The organism is Hahella sp. KA22, from assembly GCF_004135205.1.
Classification (GTDB): Bacteria; Pseudomonadota; Gammaproteobacteria; order Pseudomonadales; family Oleiphilaceae; genus Hahella.
Map to the genome: position 1 here is coordinate 957,555 of NZ_CP035490.1, position 15,670 is coordinate 973,224.

Below are 15,670 nucleotides of genomic sequence, written 5' to 3' on the forward strand. Positions count from 1 at the left end.
CGTCTTTTGCTTCTACATAAATATGACGCCCAGGCTGATTGCGGTGGAGAATCAGGCTATGACCGCTGACACCCAACCCCCTGACGACAGTTATTGGCGCGACGCCGATCGCGAAGAAAGCGATGAGTTGAAGTTTCAGCTGGAGCAACGCGCCCGTACGGGCGAACCCATGCGCGGATTCAAGTTGAGCCGTGCGGAGCTGTCCGGGGTTGATCTGGTGCGGCGCAACGCCAAGGGCGGCTATCAACTAGTGGAGTCCGATCTCTACCGCGCCAACCTGGAAGGGGCCCATTGCTTTCACTTGGATTTACGGGGCTCTTCCCTGATGAAAGCCAACCTCAGCAAGGCGAATTTACACTGCGCCAACCTGCAGGACTGCAACCTGTTGGGGGCGGTGTTTGAGCAGACCAAAATTGAACACATTCAGTGGGGCGAAAAACTGCTGCAGGAGAAGCTGGCGGAAAAGGCCTCCAATCGTGAGCAGAAGTTGGATTTGTATCAACAGGCGGAAGAAATCTATCGGCATTTGCGCAAGGTCGCGGAACAGCAGGGGCTTTTTGAAACCGCTGGCCATTTTTTCCAGAAAGAAATGCTGATGCGACGTTTTCAGCTGCCGCCATTCTCCGGCGCGCGCTTCGTCTCCAAGCTGGTGGACTTATTCTGCGGATACGGGGAGCGTCCCGACCGCGTCATTATTTTTTCCTGTCTTATGGTGCTGGCCTTCTCACTGATCTATTTCACCCTGGGCATCCGCGAAGGAGAGCAGGCCCTATACGCGGGCGGCGGCGCCAACCTGTGGTCGGAATTGCAGTATTTTCTGAGCTGTCTGTATTTCAGCGTCGTCACCTTCACCACCCTGGGCTACGGAGACCTCGCCCCGGTGGGCCTCACCCGCGCGTTCGCCGCAACCGAAGCCTTTGTCGGCAGTTTCACTCTGGCGCTCTTTGTTGTCGTTTTCGTGAAGAAAATGACGCGATAGAAAGCCCGGTTGGAATCTGATCCCGCCGTTGTCTCTTCAGGACATGGGCTATAGTTAAACTAATTGTGACAGGACTGAAATATTCGGGAGCCGGCTTATGGGATTCTCATATTTCATGGTCGCGGCGGTGTTGAGCGCTTCATGCAGTCTGGAGCCGCCAGCGCCTGCGCAGCCTTTATACAGGGTGGCGGTGATTGACCGTTTTTACCCTGGCGATGAGTTCTTCGCTTCCGAAGAAGACAAGGACATGGACGGGTGGCTCAACGGCATGGTCGATCTGGACCGCGACCGCAAGAGGGAGCCGCTTTACCATGGCGACATCGTCAGCCTGCTGGCCTCTGCTCCGCAAGTGGAGGTGACGCCCTATCCTTTGACTCCCGGCCAGCCTGCGCAGGAAGAAATCCTGCGGCAGTTGGCGGAAGTACGCAAGCATGTCTTCTGGGGCGAGCCCATCGATGCGGTGGTGTTGTCCTGGGAGTCTTCCACCCTGGTCAGCGCGTTTGAAAAGCCCTTGCGTCTGGAAAATGTGGAAAGCTACAAAGCGGTCGTGCGCAGCTGGGCGGAACATGATCCGGTATGGAGTCTCAGCTATCGCATCATTCGTCTGATGGAGGATCTGGCGGAAAGCGGCGTTCAGGTCTACACCATCGCCGGCAATGGCGGGCGCGGTATGGTGAATACTTATTCCTTTGCGGATGGCGTGGTGACGGTGGGCGCGGTGGAGGAGGAACTGGGCGACTTCATCGCCGATAACGAATTAGTGGATACTCACGAGCAAGCGGCGTATTTCTTCCGGCTGGTGCTGGACGCTACTGGCGCTCCGGTAGGCTACGATGTGGACGGAGACGATTGCGCGGATGTGCCGGTAACCTGTCTTACAGGCTATTCACCGGAGCGTAAGGATTATCCGGCCAAGCCCTGGCCTCCGTTGAAAGGCTCTTCCTTCGCCGCGCCCATGGCGTTGCGCAGGCATCTTTTGGGCGATCAAAGCCACAGGTGCTCTGGGACCTGAAGCAAATTGAGGGGCGCTTCCGCTGTTACGCCACCAGGTTGCGGAAGCCTTTTTTCAAATACTCCATCTGATCCGCCAGAATGCGTCGATTGGCCAGATACAGATACTCATAGCGGTTCGGCGTATAAGGCACCGCCAGCAATTCCATGTTGCACTCGCTCAACAAGCGCGCGCCTTTATGCCCGTTGCAGCGCTTGCAGGCCGTCACCACATTAGTCCACACGTTACGACCGCCACGGCTCAAGGGCACGATGTGGTCGCGGCTCAGCAGACTGTGGTGGAATTTTTCGCCGCAATACATGCAGCGGAAGCTGTCTCGGGAAAAAAGGTAGCGGTTGAGGAGGGGGGGAATGCTGCGCAGTTCTTTGGGGTCCTTGCGGCCGACGATGATCTGCGGCACGTCAATCGTGGACTGAACTCCTTGCGAGTTATACCCGCCATGCAGGGTGGAGCATATTTCTCCAAATGTATATAACGCCCTATCGCACACGATCTCAGTTACGGCGGCGTAAACATCCAGCCAACACTGAGGAAGTCCTGACGGCGTTATCTTGAGTACCATGGGATACATGGACACCTCTGATCTTTCGTCAATTAGGCACGTTCCAGTGCTATATGAAATACATTTACTCTGACAGTTGTATTACAAGTGGGCGGTTTTTTCCATGTATTTCGGTAAATTAAGTGAGCAAGTCGATGATTTTTTGTACGCCGGGAACGGATTTTGTATTCCCGAAAGTTGTCAGCGCAAGCGCTGTGAAAATGGTGGGAAACGGTCGCCTAATGCTGCTTTCTTCTGCTGTCTGTTCTGTCATCAAAAGCCGAACGGTTCTTTCCCTCTGCTACACTTTCAACATCAGCCTTTCAGAGCAGGGATACGGATATGAGCGGGAGTATTTCAGAGGCGCAGTTGCAAGCGGCTGGAGGCGCGTCGACAGTGAGTAAAGCGTCGCTGTCCGCCTATAGTCCTTCCACCCAAATCGCCTCAGAGACCAGCAGCGACGAGGACCTGCTCAACCGGTCGCCTCTGGCGGATACCCTGGCCGGCTTTCTGGCCGCCCCCGCTAACAATGGTCACCAAACCATTGGGCTCATGGGGGATTGGGGCGTTGGCAAAACTTCGTTTGTTCAGCAGTTGAAGAAGACGCTGCGAGAAAAGTACGGTGAGGAGCAGCCCTTTCTGTTTGGCGAGTACAACGCCTGGAAATATGAACATACGGAGAGTCCTCAGGCCGGGCTGGCGCAGGAGACGATCAAGGCGCTGTCGGCGTTTACAACACCGGCAGGGAAGGGGCTATCCGCTTCCTTGAAGCTTAATATGATCGGAAAGGCGCTTTTTTCGCTGGCGGCGACGCTTATCCTCATTCTCGCCGCGCTGCATTTTCTAAAAGCCTATGTAGGATTCAACACCTGGGCGACAAACCTAATTGGCGACGGAATGGTGTCCTGGCTGATGTCCGCCAGCGTTGTACTGGCGGCGTCCTCCATCCTGTATTTGCTGTACCTGGGATATCACAACCGGCAAAAATTGCTGCTGACTTTCAAGTTCGGCTGGAAACTGAAGTCAGAGCGCATTTGTATCTTCGCCGCCGTGTTGGGATTGCAGATCGTATTCTGGTGCGTGCAATACACGGACGACACTTCCGTGTTTTCCTCGGGGATCGGAAAAATCGCCGCGCATATCCCCGCATTGCTGCTGGCGGGTTCCTACAAGTACTTTCAAACCGTCTGGGCGAGCCCCATGGCGCCGGAGTTGAACACTTATCTGCGTCTGTCTACCTACGGTCACTACCTGGGGACCGCTCCGGTCATGCACAACCATCTGCAATCGCTCTGCGAGCTGCGGCTGAACCCCAAAAAAGGGCCGCAGAGCCGCTTTCTGCTGGTCGTGGAGGATTTGGATCGCTGCAGTTATGAAAACATCGTCAAAACTTTTGAAACCCTCCGCCTGGTGATGAACATTCCGCGCGTCACCGTGATTATCGCCATTAATCAACAAATCGCCCTGACGGCGCTGGCGATGCACTACGAAAAACTGGCGCCGCAACACAAATGGCAGAATCCGCAGGCGATTGCGCGGGATTATCTGGCGAAAGTCATGCATATACCCATTACGCTCAGCGAGCCGGATGCGGCCGCCGTAACGCGCTATGTGGGTAGCGTTTGCGGCGACCAGGCTGACCCTCCGCAGGAAGTTTCCCACATGGCGATTCATAAACTGCTGCCCGATTCCACGGCTCGCGCCAACGCGGAAGGCATGGCGCCCCAGCAAGAACAGGCGTTTTACTACTGGCTGGAGCATTTCAAGCTCAGTAATCCCAGGCAAATCAAGCGCCTGTATAACGGCTATAACCTGTTGCGCGCTTACTTGCGGGAAGACTGGCTGCAGACGGAGGATGAAGCGCCCGGCCTGAGCGCGCAACGGCAACCTTTCGCCTATCCCATGATGGTTGCGCTGTTTGCGATGGAATACGCCAATGATCGTCCAGATCAGCTTGGCGAGAAAGGACTGCACTACTGGAAAAAGTTCCTGCGCGGCGAGCGGGTGAAACCGTTGGAAGACGGCGACAGCCTGGGGCGTATCGATCATGAGGTTCTGATGATTCTTAAAGAGCCTGCATGGGAGGATAAACTCGTCCCCGCGCTCAAGGCGTTTGTATTGCCCGCCACTGAAACCGAGGAGATTGAGCCTGTGCTGAAGGGCTGAAGCAGAACCCCCCAACCTTTACCCGATACCATTTCCCGCCGCATACCAGTAAAGTGAGTCTTTAAGGCAGGTTATTGATCGTACGTTTTATGCTGAGTAGAGTTTTGGGCGGGTGTTTGCGGCCGCTGATTATCGCCGTGACAGTATTCCTTTCCGCTTGCGCAGAGACTACATCCAGTCCGCAACTGCATCTGGGCGATGCGGATCTGGATTGGGTTGGGCGCAAAGTTTTTCAAAATGAATGCGCGGGCAAGCGCGAATGTCTGGTGACCTGGAATCAGGGAGAGGCGTTTCCCTCCCTGGGAATTGGTCATTTCATCTGGTACCCCGCGGGTATCGAGGAGAAGTTCAAGGAAAGCTTTCCTCTGCTGTTTCAATACATGCTGACGCAAGGCGTGGTCGCTCCCTCCTGGATGCTGGAGCTGGACCCGCTTGACGCCCCCTGGCCAACCCGACAGGCGTTTCTGGCCGTCCAGAACAGTCCGCAAGTCGAGGAACTGAGGGGCTTTCTGGAGCGCACCAAAGCGCAGCAGGTGGCCTTTATGTTTCAGCGGGCGTCCACGTCGTTGGAGGCGATCATTGACTCAGCGCCGGTCGGCAGCCATGAAACCATCCGTCTGCGGGTCATGCGCTTGAGCGAAACCCGCGGAGGGGCCTATGCGCTGATTGATTACGTCAACTTTAAAGGCGACGGCCTGTCGGAATCGGAGCGCTACAAAGGCGAGGGCTGGGGCCTGAAGCAGGTGCTGGAGGAAATGGATCGCTTTGAGCAGGGAAGGACGCCTTTGCTGGCGTTCCGCATGGCGGCGATCTACGTGCTGGAACGGCGGGCGCATAACGCCGCAAATCCTATCGAAAAGGAAAAATGGCTGCCGGGATGGAAAAACCGGCTGACCACATACACGGACCCGGAGGCTTAGTCATCGTGCTGGAGATTTCCAACAAAGTCAGCATTCCCGACCATGAAATTGACATGCAGGCCATCCGCGCACAAGGCGCCGGGGGACAGAACGTCAACAAAGTGTCCTCCGCCGTGCATCTGCGCTTTGATATCAGGGCGTCTTCCTTGCCTGAGGTATACAAGGAAAGACTGCTTGAATTAAACGATCAACGTATCACCAAGGATGGCGTCATCGTCATCAAAGCGCAGCAATATCGCACCCAGGAACAGAATCGCGAGGATGCGTTGGCGCGGCTGAAAGAGGTTATCGTCGGAGCGATGGCGACGCGTAAAAAACGTATCGCCACCAAGCCCACCAAAGGCTCCCAGGCTCGACGTCTGGAGGGCAAGACCAAACGCGCCAAGGTCAAATCCGCCCGCGGGCGGGTGAGCCGTTACGACTGATTTATAGTATTATTAACATGGCAATGATATTGGCATGTTAATCACCAGGCGCATGGACGCGCCTGCGCGGCGACAAGCCGCGGGAGACAGGGCCTGACCTGTGCAGGCCCTGTCGTTGCAGACAAATAGAAGGAAGCTATTTGTCTGCCTGATTAGTAGTTCTCGCAGTCCGCCGACAGGCTGTGATTGCAACCATCGCGGCCAATGTACTGCTGGGTGCTGTACTCGGCGATCGGCAGTTTAGCCACGGTCATGCCGTCTTCGGTGAGCGCATCCACATAGTCCACGAATCCCTGCGCATACTCGGTGAACGTATCCACATACAGGCCGGCGTTATAGGGCGTGGCGAACGTGTTGTAGCCATCCTGTCCAGACGCGATGAAGTCGTTAGTGACCACGGTGTAGGTCGCGTTCAGGTCGATAGCGCTCCAATCTCCCGCCACACGTGAGTTCACCTCCACATTAGACAGGCGCGCGCCTTTGGCCTGTGCGGCGTTCACGTTGAAACGCAGACCGGCGGCGTAGGGGTAGGAGCCGGAAGAACCATTGTTATCCAGGGTATTGGACAGCGCATCTTCCAGTACGTCGACGATTTGCTGTCCGGTCATCTCCAGCGTCACCAGGGTGTTGGAGAAGGGAAGCAATGTATAGGCGTCCGCTACGGTAAGGTCGCCCATGGGAATATCCGTTCTCACGCCGCCGCCGTTCTGGATGGCGATATCGGCGGTGGGCGTCACGGTCAGGAAGGCTTTGGCGACGATGTTGGAGATATCGCTGCCGTTGACATAGTTCTCCGAGACATCACACAGGCTGGAGCGCGCCTCGCCGGGCCAGCGCACCAGACACAGATTGTCTGATACTGTGCCGATCACAGTTTGCTTCAGGGTATCCACTTCATCGTCATAAATCGCCAGCAGGCGCTCTGAAATGGCGTCCGCCGTGGTGGAGACAATTTCCTTGTGGCTGGTCAGCGCTTGCGTCACCCGATCGGCGTCAGCGGCAGGCAGGGTTTTAGTGACTTTATCCGCCGCGGTATAGGTGAACGACTTGGCGACAGGCATGTAAGGATTTCCGCTACAGGCGGTGACTTTGCCGCTGGCGTCGAAGCTGACGTCCAGAGCGCCCAGCAGATGCGCATATTCCCAGGCGTGTACGATGCAGACTGCGTCTCCGGCTTTATTCGTGGCCTTTTTCGGGTAATCGCTGACGACGTTGAAGCCCAATTGGGTGAACGTCTCCCCGCCCATCAAGGTGTGGGAGTCGCCGCCGACAATGACGTCCACCCCAGTCAGGTTCGCCGCCAGAGTCTGATCGTTGGCGTAAGTGTAGTGCGTCATCAGGATGATTTTGTTGACGCCCTGGGCGCTGATTTCATCGATATACTTCTGCGCAGTGGCGGTTTCGTCGAGTAGCGTGGTGCCGGCGTCAGGGCGGCTCGATTCCTGTGTCTTCTGTGCGATATCAATGCCGATAAGGCCGATCTTCTGGCCGCCCACTTCCTTGATAACGTAGGGTTTTATGTAGCCCTGGGCGATAGGCGAAGCGTCGCCGGGAGCGACATTGGCCGCCAGCACGTCGGTTCCGCAATCGTCCGCCGCCAGATAGTTCAGGAATGACGCCAGGCCGGTATCGCCATTGTCGAACTCATGATTGCCCAGGGCGAAGGCGTCAAAACAGATCCGGTTCATCATCTCAGCATCTGCTTCGCCGCCGAACAGCGTGAAATACAGGGCGCCGGTGATCGCGTCGCCAGAGTGCAGTTTCAGCACATTGCGTTTTTCATCCGCCAAGGTGTCGGCCAGACTCGTCAGCATGGGAAAACCACCGTAGGAAACACTCACCGAACCTATGTCGGCGCCGCCGTCGGTTTTTGTTTGCAGGCCCAGCGCGCTGACGTCGTAACTAAAAGTGGAGGCGGCGAGATGGGAGTGATGATCGTTGATGTGCAGGATGCTCAGGCTGAACCCGGAGTCGTCATTGCTTTGGGGGCTGTTGCTATCGCTGCACGCGGCCAGTGCGATCGACACGCACAATACTGCGCCTGCGCGCGTTACATGAAAAGGCGCCATAAGACATGCTCCACAGTGAATTTGAGTGTTGACGTTCGTTGTTATCGGAGCAGGGAGTGTCCCACTGAATTATTGCGGCAATGTTGCAACTAACGGAGAAGGAAAGAGGAAGAGTCGCTCCCTGTAGCGCAGCATCAAGGGAGCGATGGCGATGTGGCGTCGCGTCAGGATGACTTGGGGACGCCCAGATATTTCTGGCGAATGCGGTCGTACTCGCCGGACTCGCGGATCATGCGCAAACCTTTGTTGAATTTCAGCATGGTGTCCAGACTCATTGGGCTCCTTTTGCTGAAGCAGGTGTAGTAGGGCGCGCTGGTCATGCTGATAAAGTTCAACTCAGGAGGATTCGCCATCTGCTGCGCCTCGTACTGTATCGTGTCGGCGAAGGAATAGATGGCGTCTACGCGCTGGAAGATGAGCATATTGAGCAGCAGCTTATCCGTTCCCACCGTTTCAATATTCTCCAGCCCCGCTTTCTCCAATTCTGTCTCCAGGTTATAACCGCGCACCACCGCCAACTTGTAGGGCTTCATATCGCTCAGGGCGCCGACTTTATGAATTTTGCGTCCGCTCAAGGTGAAAAAACCTTTCTCCAGCGCGCCCAGTTCGTCGGAGAAGTATAGAAAGCTTTCTCTTTCCGGCAGATAGGAGCAACTGCAGAGGCCGTCGTAGGTTCCGGTTCTGGCCAGTTCCAGCGCGCGATTCCACGGGAAATAGCGAAAGGTGACCGTCACGCCGACCTGTTGAAAGGCGGCTTGTAACAGCTCGATGTCGTAACCCGGTCGGTCCGTGTTCTCGGGAGAGCCGATTTTTTGAGGAGGGAAGTAGTTGCACGCCAGATTGATGGAGCTGTCAGCGGAAGCGGCGGTTGTCCAGAGTCCTGCGCTGACCAGTAACCAGGATGCCAATCTACGTAAAAAAACGATGCTCAATAGGACCTACCCGTATGCTCGAAACCAAATCAAGAATTATCGTGAGGCCCGGCGCTACGTGACGAGTGCTTGTTGAGGAGCATCGTCGCACGAGCTCGCGCTGGGCAAATATTCACCAACTTAAAGTATGTCCGGCCCTGGTCTATTTCAATTCAGGCGCGTTCCCAGCGTCCGTATTTTTACACTCTTTTTAAAAGTGACGCTATTTGACTTTTTTACAGTATATAGATGGAAAACGAGTCAAATTGTCACGAATTTGCCGGGAACAAGCTGGATCAGAGCGTAGGGAGCGTGATCCTGTCGTTTCGATGTTTACAATTTGCGTCTGCCTGAGAGAAGGGAGCCGAGACGCTCCGGGTTAAGCTTTTGCTCTCTTTTCTCACGTCATGTTCACCCACTCTGTCGACAGGAGGACATTGATTTGTCATATGAACAGCGATTGCGGCGCACCCAGAAACACTACCCTTTTGACCTTTGGGCGGAGCGTTTCCAGGATGGGTTGGAGCAATATACGGATGAGAATAACGCCGCAGCCAGACGGGTTATGGACAATCTGCTGCAAGCTTTGCTAGAGCTGGGTGAAGGCGCGACGGAAAAGGTGAAGGTCAAACAGTTTGAAGTCGCCGTGGAGTCGCTTAACTACCTTAACGACACCGTTGGCGGAGACTTGATCGAAACGGCGGAAAGGGAAGAGCTGTGCGATCTGTTTGACGCCATCGCCGTAGCGGCGGGCATCGATCCGGAAAATTATGGCGACGGGGAGGGTATCGCCAGCGAATGGCGAGACTGGTAAGCTGCTGATGTGACAAGTCGTCCGCTCTGATGCAGGCGCGTTGGAGTGGGCGCGAAAGGAATAATAATCAGCGAGAAAGCAGGAATGACCGACTTCCACGATATTCAGAAGACTTTTCCCCTTGAGCAGGACTGGACGGCGCTTCAGGAAAATACCCTGATAGAATTAGTCCAGGATTATCAATCCGAACCCTCCTGCGCCAACTCCGCCCTTGTTGAACTCGCCATCCGCAATCATCCGAAAACCACCGAATTGAGCGAGCACATTCTGGACGATGAACAGGCGGACAAATGGCTGAAGGCCTCCGCGCTGGGTTCCCTCCTGACCAAGGATTTCAAGCGCGCCCTGGACAAGTCCCTGGGTTTTATCGACCACTGCGATCACCGGCTGCTCTGCGAGCTGGTGGAAGCGATGAACTATGAGTTTCAGGGCGAACTCAAAGACTACGCCGCCAACCACGCCACTACTCAGAAGTTGAAACAGCGCCTGCGCGCCGGCGCGGACAAAGACGTGGATTACTGCGAATTATTTTACGAGTACGTGGGGGCTGAGTAAAAATAGCCGCTTTCGATTATTCGTAAGCTAAGGAGTCAAAACGTGCTCGTCAGCACCATTTATCCCGTCCAATCTATTGGAAGCGGCCGCTTTTCCGTCATGGCCAAACCGGTCGCCGGGGAGTGGATGGAGGAGGAGTTCGCCGGCATCGCCCGCAGCGGCGTCACCAGGATGTTGTCTCTACTGGAAACACCGGAGATTCGCGAGCTGGGGCTGACTCAAGCGCCGGAGCTATGTCGCCGTTTGGGTATGACGTTTACCCATTTCCCCATTCCCGACTTCGGGCTGCCCAGGTCCGTGCGGGACGTCGCCACACTGCTGGACGCTATTTATCCCGCCGTATTGGCGGGCGATCATCTGGTGATTCACTGCCGCGCCGGCATTGGACGCACCGGCACGATCGCCGCCTCTTTGCTGGTGCGTCATGGCTGGACCCCAGAACAGGCTTTCGCTGAAATCAGCCTGAAGCGCGGCGTGGAAGTGCCGGATACGGACGCTCAGCGACGCTGGGTGATAGAGCATGCCCGCGCCTTATCCCAATAAAGTCAACTTCTCGTCTACGTAGTACTACTTAGATTGAATCCGTAGTTCTGCGGGCGTATTCGCCCACCGCCTAACGGCGCTAATACGGATAGAATTTGATCAGTCAAAAAGAGAGCATTTTGTGAAGCGCCCGGGTACGAGTGCGACGCGAGCCCGTTGCCGTTTAGCGGCGACGGCGGTTATTACGCGAAAATAAATATAAGAAAGGTACACAATATGACTCTTAAGCGATTCCTCAGAATCCTTCCCGTATCTGTTTTGTTGGCTTTCGGAATATCCGGATGCAACGAATCCAGTCCGGCCGCCAGTGCGCAGGCCGCCTCTCCAGAAGCCAAAGCGCCGGAACAGGTCTATACCTTGAGACTGGCGGAAACCTGGCAGCCCAACTTCCCGATCTTCGGCGATGCGCCCCGCAATATGGCGGCGATGGCGGAGAAAATGTCCAATGGTCGGCTGAAAATCACCATTGATTCCGCCAACAAGCACAAAGCGCCCTTCGGCGTGTTCGATATGGTCAAGACCGGCCAGTATGACATGGGCCACTCCGCTTCCTATTACTGGAAAGGCAAAGTGCCTGAGACGCTTTATTTCACCACCATGCCCTTCGGCATGATTGCGCCGGAGCAATATGCCTGGTTTTACTACGGTGGCGGCATGGACCTGATGGAGAAAGTCTACGCCAAGCACAACATACTCTCGTTCCCTGGCGGCAATACCGGCAACCAGATGGGCGGTTGGTTCCAGAAAGAAATCAACTCGCTGCAGGATCTGCAGGGTCTGAAAATGCGTATTCCCGGATTTGCCGGGGAAGTATTGGCCAAAATCGGCGTGAGCCCCACCAATATTCCTTCCGGCGAGCTGTATACGGCGTTGGAACGCGGCACCATCGACGCTCTGGAGTGGGTCGGTCCTTCTCTGGATTTGCGTATGGGCTTCCACAAAATCGCGCCCTATTACTACACCGGATGGCATGAGCCTGCGACAGAGTTGCAGTTTATGATCAATAAAAAATCCTGGGAGAAGCTGCCTGCGGACTTGCAGGAGATTCTGCGGGTGTCTATGCGCACAGCCGCTTACGACATGTATATCCAGTCCACTCATGAAAGTGCGGTGAATTGGGCGACCATTCAAACGGAATTCCCCAACGTCAAACTGCGCACTTTCCCTAAAGAAGTTATCGCCGCCATGCGTAAGGCGAACGATGAGCTGCTGGCGGAAAAAGCCGCTACCGATCCCATGGCTGCGGAAATCCTCAAGTCTCAGCACGATTACATGCTGAAAGCGCGTCGCTGGACTGAGATTTCCGATCTCGCCTACCTCAACAGCCAACCCCAAGGCTAATCGCAGTTAAACCCGGGGCCGCTCAGACAGAGCGCGCCTCCGGCGGATCACAGACTCACGCTTGCAGAAGGCCTGCCTGTTTCAGGGAGGCTGGATGGGCGCTGTGTGTGTGGCAATCCGCTGGAGGGCTGTCCTGCGCCCGGGCCGGAGTGGAATATGCAGTGGATTAAGATCTTCGATCGCCTGTTCGAGCGGGCGTCTCACATCTGCGGTTTTATGGCCGCAGGCTGTTTCCTGCTGATGCTGGTCAACGTGTTTTACGACGTGGTGATGCGATACCTGTTCAATCAGGTGTCTATCGGTATGCAGGAATTGGAGTGGCATCTGTTCGCCGCCGTCTTTTTATTAGGCGTTCCTTATGCGCTGCGTACGGACGGCCATGTGCGCGTGGATGTGCTGTATGAAGGCTGGTCGGACCAGGTGAAAGCCATCGTCAACATGGTTGGAGCGATTGTATTCGTCACGCCATTCTCACTGCTGGTGATGTATTTCGGTTTTGGCTTCACCGTGGATGCATTCGATCTGATGGAAGGCAGCGGCGATCCTGGAGGGTTACCCTATCGCTGGATCATTAAGTCATTGATTCCTCTGTCCTCACTGCTGATTTTACTGTCCGGCCTGGGCATGATCACTCAGGCGCTGAGAGTGCTGCTGTTGGGAGAGAAGTATGCAGAGTCTCATGCGAAGGAGGGATTGGCGTGATTGGCATTATTATGTTCGCGGTGGCGTTGCTGATGTTGATGTTTGGCTTCCCCGTCGCATTTACTTTTGGCGGCGTGGCGTTGGTGTTCGGCTTGATCGCCCAGGGGCCGGAGCTGTTCGCTTTCATGCCGTACCGCATTCAAAGCATCATGGAGAATACCGTGATGATGGCCATTCCAATGTTCATTTTCATGGGATTGGTGTTGCAGAAGACCCGACTGGCGGAGCAGTTGCTTGAAGCGATGGGACGTCTTTTCGGCGGGGTTCGTGGCGGTCTCGCCATTTCCACCGTACTGGTCGGAGCTTTGCTGGCGGCTTCTACGGGCGTGGTCGGAGCCAGCGTGGTGGCCATGGGGCTGATTTCATTGCCGGTCATGCTGAAGTACGGCTATCACAAAGGCTTAAGCACCGGCACTATCTGCGCCTCCGGCACCTTGGGGCAGATTATTCCTCCCTCTATTATTCTGATTATTCTGGGCGATGTAATGGGCATCCCCGTGGGAGACCTGTTTCAGGCGGCGGTAGTCCCTGGCGTGGTGTTGATCGTAGCCTATATCGCCTACATTCTGATCGTCGCCTGGCTGAACCCCGATATGGCGCCGGCGTTGCCGGACAACGGCGAGAACCGGGCGCAGCAGGTGAAAATCGCGCTGTTCTCTATCCTGCCGCCATTGGCGTTGATTCTGGTAGTACTGGGATCAATCTTCACCGGCATCGCTACGCCCACGGAATCCTCCGCTTTGGGCGGAGTCGGCGCGCTGCTGCTGGCGGTGTGCTATCGCCAGTTTTCCTGGAAAATGGTGTGGGAGTGCAGCCGCGAAACCGTGACGGTTACCGCCATGGTGTTTGCGATCCTGTTGGGCGCGACGGCGTTTTCGATGACCTTCACCTATGCGGGAGGCGATACGCTGGTGGAGCACTGGATGACTCAATTGCCCGGTGAGAAGTGGGGCTTCCTGATCCTCACCATGCTGGTTATTCTGGTGCTGGGGTTCTTCATCGATTTCGTGGAGATCTCTTTTATTATTGTGCCGATCCTGGCGCCGGTGGCGGAATCGCTGGGCATCAGTATGGTCTGGTTTGCGGTGCTGATCGCCATGAACCTGCAGACCAGCTTCCTGACGCCGCCGTTTGGGTTTAGTTTGTTCTATCTTAAAGGGGTTGCTCCGAAAGAGGTGACTACGATGGACATCTACCGGGGCGTTACGCCATTCATCATCCTGCAGGCGCTGGTGCTGGTTTTGTTGCTGGTCGCGCCAGGATTGTTTGGCTTTGAAGTCTGATTGAGGCGACGCGCAGGGAGGCGCTCCGCCAGATCCTGTTTATCTGCTGGAGGCTTGCGTCATGACGCTACGCACTAAAGTTGTTCTGTTGGCGTTAGCGCCGTTGTTGCTGATCTCTATCGCGTTTGCGCTGGCGATGGTGAATCTGGCGGATGAGCTGGCGCAGCGTGAGCTGGAGACCTTTGAGAACAATCTGTTGCGCTCCAAGGAAACGGCGCTGAAAAGTTATGTCAGCATCATGCGCATCACCTCCGGTTATCTGATTGAGACGGCGGAGTCCGACGAAGAGGCGAAGCGCAGCATTCAGGAACTGATGCAGCGCATGCATTTCAGTGAGGATGGTTATTTCTTCGCCTACACCCCCAGCGGCGTGAATCTGGTGCACGCCACCCAACCCGGGCTGGTGGGCATGGACCTGCTGAATATTAAGGACAATAACAGCAATTACGTTATCCGCAATCTGCTGGCGCGGGCCACGGAAGGCGGCGGCTTTCACAACTATCTCTGGCAGAAACCGACCTCCCGGGTGACCGTGGACAAGATCAGCTATGTGGAATCGTTGCCGCCCTGGAACTGGATGTTCGGCACAGGGCTCTATCTTGATGATATCCAGCAGGAAATGGAGCTGATCAAAGACGGCGTGGACGAGAACGTGGCGGACGCCCTGCTGACCTTCGTCATTATTGCCTTGCTGGCGGTAATGGGAGTGCTGATCGCTTCAATCTGGTTCAACGTGCATGAACACCGCCTGGCGGATCAAAGCCTCAAGGAACTCAGTCATAAAACGGTACAGCTGCAGGAGGAAGAGCGGCGAAGGGTGTCGAGGGAACTGCACGATGGCATTAATCAATTGCTGGTGTCGGTGAAATATCGTATCGAGACGGTGTTGGGCCTGTTGCAGGAAAGTCAGCAGACCTTGCGCGAGCCTCTGCTGAAAGGACGGGAAACCCTGAAGCAGGCGATTCAGGAAGCGCGGCGTATCAGTCACGACTTACGCCCCAGCATTTTAGACGACCTTGGTCTGGTGGCGGCGTTGGAGCATCTGGGAGAAGATTTTGAAGAGCGCTCCGGCATCGACGTATCCGTGTATCTGCAGGTTTCGGAAACCAAGTTGGATGAAGATATCGCTACGACCCTCTACCGCATCGCCCAGGAAGCGTTATATAACGTGGAAAAACATGCCGGCGCCAGGCAAGTGACGCTGCGGCTGGAGCAGGATGCGGAAGGACTGTTTCTGGAAGTGAAGGACGATGGCGCAGGGTTTTCGTTGCGGCGTCTCGGCCACGGCAGAGGCATCGGGATTCGCAATATGCGCGAGCGAGTGGAGTTTCTTGGCGGAAATTTCAGTGTACATTCGGAAGAAGGCAAAGGGACCTGCATTCAGGTGACCTTCGTGGGATAAAGAGACA

15 protein-coding genes are annotated in these 15,670 nt (G+C 55.6%); 12 read left to right on the forward strand and 3 right to left on the reverse strand.

Going from position 1 to position 15,670, the window contains the following annotated elements; genetic code table 11:
- Nucleotides 1-58: 58 nt before the first annotated feature.
- On the forward strand, nt 59-979 hold the full coding sequence (locus EUZ85_RS04210) for an ion channel (protein ID WP_127968068.1): 921 nt from the start codon (nt 59-61) through the stop codon (nt 977-979).
- Between the two features lie 97 nt (nt 980-1,076).
- Entirely contained in the window at nt 1,077-1,991 is a 915-nt protein-coding gene (locus EUZ85_RS04215; RefSeq protein WP_127968069.1) for a hypothetical protein, read from the forward strand.
- A gap of 25 nt (nt 1,992-2,016) precedes the next feature.
- On the opposite strand, the gene EUZ85_RS04220 is transcribed toward EUZ85_RS04215, so the two are convergent.
- Nucleotides 2,017-2,553, reverse strand: a complete 537-nt coding sequence (locus tag EUZ85_RS04220) for an HNH endonuclease (protein WP_011394352.1) — start codon at nt 2,551-2,553, stop codon at nt 2,017-2,019.
- 321 nt (nt 2,554-2,874) lie between these two features.
- Between EUZ85_RS04220 and EUZ85_RS04225 the strand changes: the two genes are divergently transcribed.
- The 3 genes from EUZ85_RS04225 (at nt 2,875) to arfB (ending at nt 6,043) form a co-directional block, all read left to right on the forward strand.
- Nucleotides 2,875-4,698 carry a P-loop NTPase fold protein gene (locus EUZ85_RS04225; RefSeq protein ID WP_127968071.1) on the forward strand — a complete coding sequence of 608 codons (1,824 nt, stop codon included), beginning with the start codon at nt 2,875-2,877 and terminating at the stop codon, nt 4,696-4,698.
- Between the two features lie 89 nt (nt 4,699-4,787).
- Complete coding sequence (locus tag EUZ85_RS04230) at nt 4,788-5,618, forward strand: hypothetical protein (RefSeq protein WP_127968072.1); 831 nt, start codon at nt 4,788-4,790, stop codon at nt 5,616-5,618.
- Between the two features lie 5 nt (nt 5,619-5,623).
- Complete coding sequence (arfB, locus tag EUZ85_RS04235; protein WP_127974402.1) at nt 5,624-6,043, forward strand: alternative ribosome rescue aminoacyl-tRNA hydrolase ArfB; 420 nt, start codon at nt 5,624-5,626, stop codon at nt 6,041-6,043.
- A 152-nt stretch (nt 6,044-6,195) separates the two neighbouring features.
- On the opposite strand, the gene EUZ85_RS04240 is transcribed toward arfB, so the two are convergent.
- Nucleotides 6,196-8,112, reverse strand: coding sequence for a 5'-nucleotidase C-terminal domain-containing protein (locus EUZ85_RS04240; RefSeq protein WP_127968073.1), 1,917 nt, complete (start codon nt 8,110-8,112; stop codon nt 6,196-6,198).
- A 164-nt stretch (nt 8,113-8,276) separates the two neighbouring features.
- Entirely contained in the window at nt 8,277-9,044 is a 768-nt protein-coding gene (locus tag EUZ85_RS04245; protein ID WP_127968074.1) for an ABC transporter substrate-binding protein, read from the reverse strand.
- Between the two features lie 421 nt (nt 9,045-9,465).
- Here EUZ85_RS04245 and EUZ85_RS04250 point away from each other — a divergent pair, with 421 nt between their 5' ends.
- The 7 genes from EUZ85_RS04250 to EUZ85_RS04280 all read left to right on the forward strand — a co-directional run bounded on the left by EUZ85_RS04250 (nt 9,466) and on the right by EUZ85_RS04280 (nt 15,663).
- Complete coding sequence (locus EUZ85_RS04250) at nt 9,466-9,837, forward strand: hypothetical protein (RefSeq protein WP_127968075.1); 372 nt, start codon at nt 9,466-9,468, stop codon at nt 9,835-9,837.
- Nucleotides 9,838-9,921: 84 nt separating this feature from the next.
- A complete protein-coding gene (locus tag EUZ85_RS04255; protein WP_127968076.1) occupies nt 9,922-10,392 on the forward strand; it encodes a hypothetical protein in 471 nt (156 codons plus the stop codon).
- 42 nt (nt 10,393-10,434) lie between these two features.
- On the forward strand, nt 10,435-10,935 hold the full coding sequence (locus EUZ85_RS04260; RefSeq protein WP_127968077.1) for a protein-tyrosine phosphatase family protein: 501 nt from the start codon (nt 10,435-10,437) through the stop codon (nt 10,933-10,935).
- A gap of 216 nt (nt 10,936-11,151) precedes the next feature.
- Nucleotides 11,152-12,276, forward strand: a complete 1,125-nt coding sequence (locus EUZ85_RS04265; RefSeq protein ID WP_127968078.1) for a TRAP transporter substrate-binding protein — start codon at nt 11,152-11,154, stop codon at nt 12,274-12,276.
- Between the two features lie 156 nt (nt 12,277-12,432).
- The gene (locus tag EUZ85_RS04270) at nt 12,433-12,978 is read left to right on the forward strand and encodes a TRAP transporter small permease subunit (protein WP_127968079.1); all 546 of its coding nucleotides are present in this window, start codon (nt 12,433-12,435) and stop codon (nt 12,976-12,978) included.
- The gene (locus EUZ85_RS04275; RefSeq protein WP_127968080.1) at nt 12,975-14,261 is read left to right on the forward strand and encodes a TRAP transporter large permease subunit; all 1,287 of its coding nucleotides are present in this window, start codon (nt 12,975-12,977) and stop codon (nt 14,259-14,261) included. The genes EUZ85_RS04270 and EUZ85_RS04275 overlap by 4 nt, the downstream gene beginning before the upstream one ends.
- A gap of 61 nt (nt 14,262-14,322) precedes the next feature.
- On the forward strand, nt 14,323-15,663 hold the full coding sequence (locus tag EUZ85_RS04280; RefSeq protein WP_127968081.1) for a cache domain-containing protein: 1,341 nt from the start codon (nt 14,323-14,325) through the stop codon (nt 15,661-15,663).
- The last annotated feature ends 7 nt before the right edge of the window (nt 15,664-15,670 follow it).

Excerpts from the sequence above, each read along its gene's own strand:
- EUZ85_RS04230 (WP_127968072.1), top strand. The coding sequence starts at position 4,788 with ATGCTGAGTAGAGTTTTGGGCGGGTGTTTGCGGCCGCTGATTATCGCC.
- EUZ85_RS04220 (WP_011394352.1), bottom strand. The coding sequence starts at position 2,553 with ATGGTACTCAAGATAACGCCGTCAGGACTTCCTCAGTGTTGGCTGGAT.
- EUZ85_RS04255 (WP_127968076.1), top strand. The coding sequence starts at position 9,922 with ATGACCGACTTCCACGATATTCAGAAGACTTTTCCCCTTGAGCAGGAC.
- EUZ85_RS04270 (WP_127968079.1), top strand. The coding sequence starts at position 12,433 with ATGCAGTGGATTAAGATCTTCGATCGCCTGTTCGAGCGGGCGTCTCAC.
- EUZ85_RS04225 (WP_127968071.1), top strand. The coding sequence starts at position 2,875 with ATGAGCGGGAGTATTTCAGAGGCGCAGTTGCAAGCGGCTGGAGGCGCG.
- EUZ85_RS04280 (WP_127968081.1), top strand. The coding sequence starts at position 14,323 with ATGACGCTACGCACTAAAGTTGTTCTGTTGGCGTTAGCGCCGTTGTTG.
- EUZ85_RS04265 (WP_127968078.1), top strand. The coding sequence starts at position 11,152 with ATGACTCTTAAGCGATTCCTCAGAATCCTTCCCGTATCTGTTTTGTTG.
- EUZ85_RS04215 (WP_127968069.1), top strand. The coding sequence starts at position 1,077 with ATGGGATTCTCATATTTCATGGTCGCGGCGGTGTTGAGCGCTTCATGC.
- EUZ85_RS04240 (WP_127968073.1), bottom strand. The coding sequence starts at position 8,112 with ATGGCGCCTTTTCATGTAACGCGCGCAGGCGCAGTATTGTGCGTGTCG.
- EUZ85_RS04210 (WP_127968068.1), top strand. The coding sequence starts at position 59 with ATGACCGCTGACACCCAACCCCCTGACGACAGTTATTGGCGCGACGCC.